General features: G+C 55.7%; 9 protein-coding genes. 5 read left to right on the top strand and 4 right to left on the bottom strand.

Translation table 11 applies throughout. The annotated features are described in order from the left end of the window. The first annotated feature begins 54 nt into the window (after nt 1-54). On the top strand, nt 55-705 hold the full coding sequence (locus BC440_RS15865) for a hypothetical protein (protein WP_071240507.1): 651 nt from the start codon (nt 55-57) through the stop codon (nt 703-705). A 197-nt stretch (nt 706-902) separates the two neighbouring features. Next, entirely contained in the window at nt 903-1,361 is a 459-nt protein-coding gene (locus tag BC440_RS15860) for a GNAT family acetyltransferase (protein WP_071240506.1), read from the top strand. A gap of 34 nt (nt 1,362-1,395) precedes the next feature. Here BC440_RS15860 and BC440_RS15855 read toward each other — a convergent pair whose 3' ends face one another. After that, nucleotides 1,396-3,198: a Na/Pi cotransporter family protein gene (locus BC440_RS15855; RefSeq protein WP_247643590.1), complete on the bottom strand. Its 1,803-nt coding sequence runs from the start codon at nt 3,196-3,198 to the stop codon at nt 1,396-1,398. A gap of 85 nt (nt 3,199-3,283) precedes the next feature. On the opposite strand from BC440_RS15855, the gene BC440_RS15850 reads away from it, so the two are divergent. Next, a complete protein-coding gene (locus tag BC440_RS15850) occupies nt 3,284-3,574 on the top strand; it encodes a TfoX/Sxy family DNA transformation protein (RefSeq protein WP_071240504.1) in 291 nt (96 codons plus the stop codon). A 10-nt stretch (nt 3,575-3,584) separates the two neighbouring features. Here BC440_RS15850 and glpD read toward each other — a convergent pair whose 3' ends face one another. Both glpD and asnB read right to left on the bottom strand, forming a co-directional pair. Beyond that, complete coding sequence (gene glpD, locus BC440_RS15845) at nt 3,585-5,123, bottom strand: glycerol-3-phosphate dehydrogenase (RefSeq protein ID WP_071240503.1); 1,539 nt, start codon at nt 5,121-5,123, stop codon at nt 3,585-3,587. A gap of 257 nt (nt 5,124-5,380) precedes the next feature. Next, nucleotides 5,381-7,321 carry an asparagine synthase (glutamine-hydrolyzing) gene (gene asnB / locus BC440_RS15840; protein ID WP_071240502.1) on the bottom strand — a complete coding sequence of 647 codons (1,941 nt, stop codon included), beginning with the start codon at nt 7,319-7,321 and terminating at the stop codon, nt 5,381-5,383. Between the two features lie 169 nt (nt 7,322-7,490). Between asnB and BC440_RS15835 the strand changes: the two genes are divergently transcribed. Then, nucleotides 7,491-7,997, top strand: a complete 507-nt coding sequence (locus tag BC440_RS15835) for an Lrp/AsnC family transcriptional regulator (RefSeq protein WP_083379388.1) — start codon at nt 7,491-7,493, stop codon at nt 7,995-7,997. Here BC440_RS15835 and BC440_RS15830 read toward each other — a convergent pair. After that, on the bottom strand, nt 7,994-9,916 hold the full coding sequence (locus tag BC440_RS15830) for a sigma-54-dependent Fis family transcriptional regulator (protein WP_071240500.1): 1,923 nt from the start codon (nt 9,914-9,916) through the stop codon (nt 7,994-7,996). The two genes, BC440_RS15835 and BC440_RS15830, sit on opposite strands and share 4 nt — an antisense overlap. A gap of 385 nt (nt 9,917-10,301) precedes the next feature. Here BC440_RS15830 and adh point away from each other — a divergent pair, with 385 nt between their 5' ends. Next, nucleotides 10,302-11,822 (top strand): aldehyde dehydrogenase, encoded by a 1,521-nt coding sequence (gene adh / locus BC440_RS15825; protein WP_007091412.1) that lies wholly within the window; start codon nt 10,302-10,304, stop codon nt 11,820-11,822. Nucleotides 11,823-11,849: the final 27 nt, after the last annotated feature.

Below are 11,849 nucleotides of genomic sequence, written 5' to 3'. Positions count from 1 at the left end.
AGCTTCATAAAGGCCTCAGCCAAACAAAACGTCCCCCAACGAAAAGAGGCCCACATGACCCGTAACAGCAAACTTAAAATCGCATCCCTCCTGATCGCGACCAGCATTGTCGCAACCCCCATCGCCACCGCGCTTGCATCGGGCGGCGATCATCGCCCCTGGCAGATGAGCGATGATGACCGTGGCGATGGCCCGAAATTCCGCGATCATGACCGCGACCACCACAAAGGCATGTATGGCAAACATGGCATGCGCCGCAGCACTCCGCTGACGGTCGAGGAAGCCAAAATTCTGGTCGATGCAATGCTTCTGCGTCGCGGCACGACGGAGCTTAAAACCGGCGATGTCAAATCGGTCGATGACGGCGAGGAAATCGAAGTCACCCTGCTCAATGCCAACGGCGATGTTGTCGATACCGTGAGTTTCGATGCCAAATCGGGCCGCCCGGATCGAGACGAAATGCGTGACATGCACCGCATGATGCCCAAACCGGACGCGGAGGACCGCTTTGACCGTCGCTTTACCACTGAACAGATGACCCTTCTGGCCAATGCCATGGTGATCCGGTTTGGTGGCGGTGAACTGACGCTGGGCGAAATCAAGGAAACGCCGCGCGGCACCTATATCGCGACCATCACCAACAAGGCCGGCGACATCGTTCGCGAAATGGAGCTTAGCCGCGTGACCGGTCGCCCGGTCAGCTAACCGGCTTTGTCAGAACACGGCCTTCCCTTCTACCCAACTCCCATTGTCCGGGTCCTTCCCCCACCCAACCGATAGCCCGGACAACACTGGCGCCCCCTCTCCCCGGGGGCGCCACTTTTTATATTTGCATGACTTTTGGTTTGACGCGCCTTCGATCCCTGATCATTCTGCGTTTTTAGGAACCAAGAAGCTGCATCATGACTGCCACCCACCTTTCCCCCGCCCCTCGCACCGCCCTTGAAACCGACATTCCCGCAATCACCAAACTCTGGCAGGAAACCGGGCTTTACCGGCCCTATAATCCGCCGGAATGGGATGTGCGATTTGCGCTCTCGGATCGCAATTCGACCCTGATGATATGGGAGGATATCAACGGTGTTATCATTGCCACCGTGATGGTCGGTCATGACGGACATCGCGGCTGGATTTATTATCTGTCGGTTGCACCAAGCCATCAGAAAACCGGGCTTGGCAAAAAGCTGGTTGCCATCGGCGAAGACTGGCTGCGTGAACACGGCGTCTGGCGCATGCAATTAATGGTGCGGTCGGAAAACAGCGCGATGCAGGATTTCTATCGCCATCTTGGCTATCGGGCCCTTGATGTCACGGTCATGCAAAAAGATATAGATATCCCGCCCGCCGACCGCGGGCGATAACGCCCCGAACCGACAAGCTAAATCATCAGACTATTCAAGTTTTCGGTTCCGGGATGGGCCGCTGTTCGGTGGGATTGCTATTCCTGTCATCTTGTGTAATCGCCAGCGAGGCACGGGCGATACGGCGTGCGCGCTCGTAAATCCGGTTGATGCGTTCGACTAGGGCGACTTCGGTGCGATAACGGCGGATATCGATGTCACGCGGGCCGATATCGTCGCTGATCCGGCGCAGGGTAAGTTCCATTTTCTCAATGAATTCCGCCTTGCGGGCCAAAACGCCCTTGGCGGCTTCGGCATCATCGCTGGCAAAGGCGGTCAGGGACTGTTTCAGGCAATGCTCGGCAATGGCGAATAATTCGGCCATCTGTTCGCGGCTTTCGATTGACGGCAGGCTGCGTTCATCCAGAAGCCTGCCAAGTAGATCGGTCAATTCCTCGCTGACGATATCGCCGATGGCCTCCAAGTGGTTACTGATCGCGAGCTTGTTCAAAAGCCGGTTTTGATCGGATGGCAATAGCTCCGAATGGCGAAGTTTTCCGGAAAAACGCGCAATCGCATCCTGAAGGCTGTCAATACCGTCATCCAGTTCGGCGATTTTTTCAAGTTTTGCCGGTGTCGGGTTTTGCATCGCGGCGCGCCCGCGACGCACAACATCGCAGACGATATCGGCCATATGCATGACTTCGTTGCGCAGCAGCATCAGGGCGGCAGACGGGGTATTGGCGATTTCAGTGACCAGAAATTTTGGTGCCGGATCCAGTGGGGGTTCAAACACATCGCGCACCGGCACGCATTTTTCAATCAGGCGGGCAATCCACGGCACAAAGCCGATCATGATCGCGACATTGGCTATGTTGAAAATGCTGTGCGCATTGGCGATTTCACGCGCGATATCGACCTGCCCGCCATTTCCGCCAAGCGATATGAGGCGCACAAAATCGGCCAGTTGCGGGATAAACGGCAGCCAGATCAGCACCCCGACAACGTTAAAGAACACATGACCAAGGGCAGTGCGCATTGCATCGCGATTCTTGCCAATCGTCACCAGAATGGCCGTGATACAGGTGCCGATATTCGCCCCGAAGATCAGGGCAATCCCCCCTTCGAGCGGCACAAGCCCCTGCCCGGCAAGGGCAATCACAATGCCGGTCGTTGCCGAACTTGATTGCACAAGGGCGGTAAAGGCCGCGGCAATCGCAATCGACAAAAACGGGTTTGTCATCTGCGCCATCAGATTGATGAAGGGGTCGTAGGTGCGAAGCGGTTCCATCGCCTCGCTCATCATGCCCATACCGAAAAACAACAGCCCAAGCCCCAGCAGGGCACGACCGCCAAGTGACCAGCTTCGATCACGCCAAAACGTCATGACACTAAAGCCGACCGCAATCATCAACGGCGCGACGGCATCAATCCGGAAGGCGATAATCTGCGCCGTCAGGGTCGTTCCGATATTGGCCCCCATGATCACAGCAATGGATTGGGCAAAGCTCATCAATCCGGCTGAAACAAAGCCGACCACAAGTACCGTTGTCACACTCGACGATTGCACCAGCCCGGTGATCGCCACCCCAGAAAGGGCGGCCATAAAACGGTTGCGGGTCATTTTGGCAAGGATCACACGCAATCTTGCCCCGGCCAGCGTTTTAAGCGCCGTTGCAAGATGATCCATGCCATACAGGAAAAGGGCAAGGCCGCCCAAAAGGCCAATCATCATCCAGCCCGGCTGCAAATCCGGCACCGAAGGATCATTGGTTGCCGCAAGGATGCCGCGCATCGGCAGGACGGTCAAAACAGCCGTCAGGGCAGATAAAAAGGCGGATAAGCGAAGGGATGACATCGGCACGGAACCTGCCATAAACTATTGATATGCCATCATAGCACACAGAAATCCCGCGTATAGATCAGACTGGATTGCCGCCATCATGCCTGCCCCGAACCCGCACGGAAAAATGCGCAATATCGGCCCGACATCGTCGCGCGAACTGGCCGAGATCGGCATTGAAAACCGATCCGACCTGATCAAGGAAGGGTTGGAGGAAACAGCACGCCGCCTGTTGTTCCGCTTTGGCGGGGAAAAACAGATCAGCGTGAATTATCTTTATGCAATTGAAGGTGCCATTCACGACCATGACTGGCGCGATATTACCCCATCGCGCAAACAGGAACTCTGCAATTTGCTGGCACAGTTACGCAGCGAAATCGCGGCGCATTAAGGCCAGCCGATTACTGGGCCGCAATCTGGTCCGATGACACGGATGCCAGACGTTTGCGAAGTCCCGCAATCTGATCTTCTGACAGGCGCAAACCAAGTTTGGAGCGACGCCAGACAAGGTCTTCGACGCCACGCACCCATTCCTGATCAATCAGATAACGCACTTCGGCTTCATACAGATCATGGCCATAACAGACGCCAAGGTCGGCCACGCTGTTGCAGCCATCAAGCAGTTTTTCGATCCGGCTGCCATAGGCGCGTAGAAGACGTTTAAGGGTAGCGTCCGGCAGCCAGTCATAACGGGCACCATAAGATTGCAGAGCCTTTTCAAAGGATGCATCGGGCAGATCACCACCGGGCAGTACTTCGCCCGCCGTCCAGGGACGATCAGTCACCCCAAGCTGTTTTGAAATCAGCTGCAAGGCATGCTCGGCCAGTTTGCGATAGGTGGTGATTTTGCCACCGAACACATGCAGCGCCGGGGCTTTGCCCTGCCCGGCTTCGAGTTTGAGCGTGTAATCACGCGAGACTTTGGATGCGTTGGCAACTTCGCCCTCGCCCGCATATAGCGGACGCACCCCGGAATAGGACCAGACGACATCCATCACCGAAATCGGTGTTTCGAAATAATCACCAGCCAGCTTGCACAGATAATCGACTTCGTCAGCGCCGATTTCAACCTTGGCCGGATCGCCGTTAAAATCGACATCGGTGGTGCCGATCAAGGTGAAATCATCCTGATAGGGAATGGCAAAAACGATGCGGCCATCCGGGTTCTGGAAAATATAGCAATGATCATGATCGAAAAGTTTCGGAACCACAATGTGACTGCCCTTGACCAGACGGATATTTGCCTTGGTTTCGGCCTTGACCACACCATTCTCAGGATCAATCAGCGAGGCACACCACGGACCGGCGGCATTGATCAGCATCTTGCCACTAACGATGCGTTCGGCGTTGCTGTCGCGATCACTCAGGGTGACCTGCCATTTGCCATCCTGTTGGGTTGCACCGACACAGCGGGTACGCGTCAGGATTTCGGCACCGCATTCGCGGGCATCCATGGCATTCAAAACCACAAGCCGTGCATCATCGACCCAGCAATCTGAATAGACGAATGCCTTGTCCATCCCAGTCTTGAGCGGCTGCCCCGCAACGTGCTTGCGCAGTGAAATGCCTTCGCTTCCCGGCAGTTTTTTGCGTCCGCCAAGATGATCGTAAAGGAACAGGCCAAGGCGGATCGTCCATGCCGGACGCAGGCCTGGAACATGGGGAAGAACAAACCGCAGCGGCCAGATGATATGCGGCGCGTTGCCCAGAAGGACTTCTCGTTCGTTCAATGCCTCACGGACCAGACGGAATTCATAATGTTCAAGATAACGCAGACCACCATGGATCAGTTTGGTGCTGGCCGAAGATGTGGCACTTGCCAGATCGTTCATTTCGCACAGCAGGACCCTGAGCCCGCGCCCGGCTGCATCACGGGCGATCCCCGCCCCGTTGATCCCGCCGCCGACGATGATCAGGTCATATTCCGAATGGTTCTGCATGGCATGTCTTTCGCGCTTTAGTTTCGATATTGACCATAAAATATTTCATTTTCGAAAATTTTCAAGCGATGAATTGTGACAATTTATAGTCAATAGCAATCGACACCCTTATTTACCGAAGCCAAAACCTCAACACTCGATAAATATTTCGATTTTGAAAAATTGATGACTCTGGAATCAAATCCCATGGGTCGAAACGAAAAAACCCCGCCAAACGGCGGGGCTTTCAAAGTTAAATTTTTTGCAATCAGCTTAGCTTAACCAAGCCAGCGACGCTGCCAATCCGACAGCATGGCAATCGCCCAAAGCTGATCTCCCCAATTTTTCCGACCAGAGAGATGCTCAGCAAAGCGTTTGTCGATTTCCGCACGGTTAAGGCCAAGATCGGAATAAAGCGCATCGCGTGCCAGCAAATCCCCAACCCATTCCTTAAGTGGCCCACGCAACCATTCCGCCAGCGGCACACCAAAACCGGTTTTGGGCCGGTCGATCAATTCGCGCGGAACATATTTATAAAGGATGTTGCGGAGGGCAACCTTGCCCACCGAACCGTCCAGCTTAAGGTGCGCTGGCATACGCCAGCCAAATTCGATCACCCGATGATCGATCAAAGGCACGCGCACCTCAAGCGAGCTTGCCATTGATGCCCGGTCAACCTTGGTCAGGACGTCATCGACCATATACATCATCGTATCCATGACCTGCATCGCGGACACGTGATCAAGGTTTCTATTACGACAGAATTTTTCACCCGGAATGCGGAATTTCTTTCGCGGTTTTCCGGGTTCATCCGCCATCAGGACATCGGGATTCCAAAGCGAAAGCAGCGCCTGATAGCGATCCAGATCATCGCGGATCGACAGAAGCGGTGCTACCTTGTGGATTTTATCACCCAATGCCGCCGTCCCGCGCTTGCCGGGCACAAGACCGATCAGGGCATCCCATTGCGCAGGCGAAAGCGCCGTCAGCCCCTTGGACATCAACGACGATCCGAACGGGATGTTTTTGGCGATATTGCTGATATGGCGCGCCCAAAGATACCGATTATAGCCGCCAAAAGTTTCATCGCCGCCATCGCCCGAAAGGGCAACCGTGACTTCCTTGCGGGTCAGCGATGAAATCAGGCAGGTCGGGATGGATGAGCTGTCAAAGAACGGTTCGTCATAGATTTCCGAAAGACGCGGCACCAGATCAAGCGCGTCCTTGGCGGTGACATAAAGCTCGGTATGGTCGGCGCCAAGATGTTTGGCAACTTCACCGGCAAAGGCCGCCTCGTTATAGGCATCATGATCAAAGCCGATGGAATAGGTTTTGACAGGCCGATCCGAAACCGATTGCATCAGGGCAACGACAGTCGAGGAATCAATACCACCCGACAGAAACGCGCCGAGTGGCACATCGGCAATCATCCGCCGTTCAACAGCATCGCGCAGCAAATCTTCCAGCGCATCAATCGCGCTTTGATCATCACCACTCCAATGATGGTTCTGACCGCTGATGACCGCGTCCTCGACCGACCAGTAGGCAAATTCGGATGCGTGCCCCTCCCCGGCGATTTCCAGGATATGACCGGGTTGCAGCATTTTGGCATGGGCATAGATCGAATGCCCCGATGGCACATAGCCAAACCGCAGATAGGCATCAAGGGCAGTGCGATTAACCTCGCGCGAGATGACATTGCCCGCGATCAGGCCTTTAAGCTCGGACGCAAAGGCGATGTTCCCGTCATAACGCGACCAGTAAAGCGGCTTGATCCCCAACCGGTCACGAACCAGTGTCAATTTGCCGGTCTTTTTATCCCAAAGGGCGATGGCGAACATGCCGATCAGTCGCTTGACCGTATCGCGCACGCCCCAGCGGGCCATGCATTCAAGGATCACCTCGCTATCGGAATGGCCGCGCCAGACAATGTTGTCACCGGCCAGTTTGGCACGCAGGTCTTCGGCGTTATAGACCTCGCCATTATAGACCATGACATAACGGCCATCGGCCGAATGCATCGGTTGTTTACCGGCATCGGAAAGATCGATGATGGCAAGGCGACGCTGCCCCAGCGCCAGTCCGGCATCGCTATCGCACCAGACATCGCCGCCATCCGGCCCGCGATGAAGCAATGCATCGGTCATGCGCGTGATGGTGTCGCGCAATTTATCGCCGTCGCTATTGCGACCAAGCCACAGACCGGTGATGCCGCACATGAAAATATCCCTTTATTATTTGCCCCTACTTAAAAACGATCCGGGCGCGTTCGACAATCAAAATCATGGGGTTGCCGACAAGGATTTGCAGTTTGTTCCGGGGATTTTGGTCGCGTGCGATGACAAGCGGTGATAAACAGGCTGCATTGCCCATCAAGCTGGAATGACCATGCTGAAACTGGATCGACTGTTCATCAAAATCCTGCAGGTTTTGCAAACCAATGGCCGGATTTCGAACCTTGATCTTTCAGAAGAGGTCAATCTGTCGCCCTCGCCCTGTCTGGAACGGGTGCGCAAGCTCGAGGAAGCCGGGCTGATCACGCAGTATCTGGCGGAAATCGACCTTGATAAAATCGGTGCCAATCTGCACATCATGGCCGAAATCACGCTGGGCAATCATCTGGTCGATGATTTCAAACGGTTCGAAGCCGCGATCACCGACGTCCCCGAAGTCATTTCCTGCTATAAAATCGCCGGGCCGTTCGATTACACGATGGATATGATCTGCCGCGATATCGCGCATTTCAACCAGCTCAAAGAAAAGCTTCTGTCCGCCAATATCGGGATCGAGAATTTCCGTGGCCATGTGGTGATGGAACGCACCAAAACCTTCTCGGGCTATCCGCTCGAAAGCCTCACCGCGCCCTCGCCGCTTGACGGCGTGCTCAAGGGCTAGGCTTCGCGGCGAAGATCAAACCGGTCCATCTTGCGATAAAGTGTATTGCGACTGATGCCAAGCGCCTTGGCGGTTTTGCTGATATGCCAGCGGTGATCATCAAGCACCTGGCGCAATGCATCGGCTTCGGCCCGTTTCAGGATCGAGCCGGCGTGATTTGGATCGCACGTAATGGCTTCGTGGAAATCGTCGGGCAGGTGCGACCGCAGGATCAAACCACCTTCGGCAAAAACGCAGGCATATTGTAATACATTGACCAGTTCGCGGATATTGCCCGGCCAGTCATGGCATGACAGCAGCGCCAGAACGTCGTCCGAACACCGAACATCCCCCGCCATATCCCCGGAAATTCCGCGAAGAAGCCGGGCGACGAGATCGGGCAGATCGGACCGTTCGCGAAGTGCTGGCAGGGAAAGGCGCGCGCCCTTGATCCGGTAAAGCAGATCTTCGCGGAATTTGCCATCCGCCACCGCACGGGTCAGATCAACATTGCTGGCACAGATCAGACGGAAATTGACCGGCACGGATTTGGTACTGCCAAGCGGCTCGACCGTGCGTTGTTCAAGCACACGCAAAAGCCGCCCCTGTGCTGAAAGCGGCATATCACCGATTTCATCCAGGAACAAAGTCCCGCCATCGGCCTGCTTGATCCGCCCGCCAAAGCCATCGCGTGCCGCCCCGGTAAAGGCACCACCGGCATGACCGAAAAGCTCGCTTTCTATAAGGCTTTCGGGAAGGGCCGCGCAATTGATCGCAACGAACGGTTTGCGCGCTCCAACCGCTGCCGCATGAATGGCGCGCGCCATATGTTCCTTGCCGCTGCCGGTTTCACCCGACATCAGAACATTGATACGATTGGTCAGAAGTTTGCTACCGACCTTGTAAAGACGACGGATTACCGGGTCCTGATCGGGGATGTCACCGGTTTCATTCGCCGCCGAACGCGCGGACGGACGCGATACTGGTGCGGGCCGCATCGAGATAAACTTGCGCCGCTGCTTTTCAGGCAAAGTCACCCGCCCGAACAAAAGCCCCCCGCCATTGACCGGCAGGGCCTTGACCGATGCAGAAGTTGATGCCCCCTCGCCCACGCCAAGCGTCGCGATCAGGCCATCCAGATCAAAACCGAACATCGATTGCACATCGCGCGCATTGTCCGCCGCCGCCAGCAAACGGCGTGCGGTCGAGGTCGCACCACGGATATTGCCATCCGGACCAATGGAAATCAGGGCGTCACGGGTCGATCCGACATGCTGTGCGTCGGGATGAAGATGCAGGATCAGATCAGACGCGCATTCATCAAAGAAAAGAATACGCTCAAGCGCATCGGCGTAATCGGCAATCAGGCTTCGGACCCGCAAACAATCCGTACGTTTGATGTCATCGCGTACGGCAGACACATCAAGCACGGAGCAAACCTGCCCTTCCGGGTCAAACACCGGGGCGGCCGTGCAGGTCAGAACCGCATGTTGTGCCAGAAAATGTTCGTCCTTGTGGATGGTGATCGGTCGGCCTTCAACGATGCAGGTGCCGATACCGTTGGTGCCTTCGCGTTCCTCGCTCCAGACGGCACCGGGCAAAAGGCCGTTGGTGCGAAACGACGGCAGCAACGTGTGGGCCGCGACACTGTCAAGGATCACACCGTCATTATCGGTCAGGAAAACCGCATAGCCCGACGCATCGATCTTGCGATAAAGCGTGCGCACCAGATCATGGGCATGATGATAAAGCCGCCCGCTGCGATCACGGCGCTGGCGGGTTTGGCTTTCGGGCATGACTTCGGGACGGCGCAAAGTGTCATGCGCCAGACCAAAGCGCTGTTCGCAGCGTTGCCAGCTTTCGAGAACGGCGCGATTTTGGGCGACGCCACTTAACTGCAACGCAGCTTCGATCCGTCCACCGTAATGGTTTCCAGACATAAGACGTTATCTCCCTTGCGTCGGTATTTTGTCGGGAATGCGTTCTGGCATGGCCCGGCTTGCGGCTTTGTCCGCGTCCGATCACAGCCAAGATCGTAACACATCACAGCCCCGAAACGCCAAATGGTTTCCGTGCAAACAGACGGCATAATTGGTTGTGTCACGAATATGGGACAGTTTGTACCACCTGTGCCACGACGCGGAACGGCATGACACAATTGCCCCCAATCACCGCCATCTTCCAACCGATTGTAAAAAGGCAAAAAAATCGGTCACCGGGTCCTCTGGCACAGAATTTTGCGAACTGGCACGTACTTTGCGGAACTGTCAGGGCCAAAACCAAAAACAGGTGGCAAAGCCACCTTCCGATCATGGAGGATCCAAGATGATTTACAAGAATCCGGGCGACGCGGGCAGCGTCGTTGCATTCAAATCCCGTTATGACAACTATATCGGCGGCGAATGGACCGCGCCCACCAAGGGGCAGTATTTCGAAAATATCTCGCCGGTGAATGGCAAGCCATTCTGCGAAATCGCACGATCCAGTTCGGAAGATATCGAAAAGGCACTTGATGCCGCCCACGGCGCAGCCGAAGCGTGGGGCAAAACATCGGTGACCGAACGGGCCAATATCCTCAATAAAATCGCCGACCGCATGGAACAGAACCTTGAAATGCTGGCGGTTGCCGAAACATGGGATAACGGCAAGGCGGTGCGTGAAACGCTCGCCGCCGACATTCCGCTGGCGATTGATCATTTCCGGTATTTTGCCGGTGCGATCCGCGCCCAGGAAGGATCGCTTGGCGAGATTGACGACAATACCGTCGCCTATCACTTCCACGAACCGCTTGGCGTTGTCGGGCAGATCATCCCGTGGAACTTCCCGATCCTGATGGCGGTCTGGAAACTGGCCCCGGCACTGGCTGCGGGCAACTGCGTGATCCTGAAACCGGCCGAACAGACCCCGGCATCGATTTGCGTACTTCTGGAACTGGTCGGTGATCTTCTTCCGGCTGGCGTACTGAACGTTGTGCAGGGCTTCGGGGTTGAAGCTGGCAAACCATTGGCACAAAGCAACCGGATCGCCAAGGTCGCCTTTACCGGTGAAACCACCACCGGCCGCCTGATCATGCAATATGCCAGCGAAAACATCATTCCGGTCACCCTCGAACTGGGCGGCAAATCGCCCAACATCTTCTTTGATGATGTGATGGCACAGGATGATGATTTCCGTCAGAAAGCCGCCGAAGGCATGACCATGTTCGCGCTGAACCAAGGCGAGGTCTGCACCTGCCCGTCGCGTGCGCTTATTCAGGAAAACATCTATGACAAGTTCATGGATAGCGTCCTGTCACGCGTGGCCAATATCAAGCAGGGGAACCCGCTGGATAGTGAAACCATGATCGGCGCGCAGGCATCGACCGAACAGATGGAAAAAATCCTGTCCTACCTTGATATCGGCAAGCAGGAAGGTGCCGAAGTCCTTTGCGGCGGCGGCAGGGCGGAACTGGGCGGCGATCTTTCGACCGGGTTCTATGTCCAGCCTACCATCTTCAAGGGGCACAACCGGATGCGGATTTTCCAAGAGGAAATCTTTGGCCCGGTGGTTTCAGCAACAACCTTCAAGGACGAGGCAGAGGCGCTTAAAATCGCCAACGATACGCTTTACGGTCTTGGTGCCGGTGTCTGGACCCGCGATGGCACGCGCGCCTATCGGTTTGGCCGCAATATCAAGGCCGGTCGCGTCTGGACCAATTGCTATCACCTCTATCCGGCGCATGCGGCCTTTGGCGGGTACAAGCAATCGGGTATCGGGCGTGAAAACCACAAGATGATGCTCAACCATTATCAGCAGACCAAGAACCTGCTGGTTTCCTATGATCCGAAACCGATGGGCTTCTTCTGATCGGAATGTTCTGGCCGGGTGCCCGTT

Origin of the sequence: Thalassospira sp. MIT1004 (genome assembly GCF_001858545.1) — a bacterium.
Classification (GTDB): domain Bacteria; phylum Pseudomonadota; class Alphaproteobacteria; order Rhodospirillales; family Thalassospiraceae; genus Thalassospira; species Thalassospira xiamenensis.
This window is presented reverse-complemented; position numbering and strand designations above follow the sequence as displayed.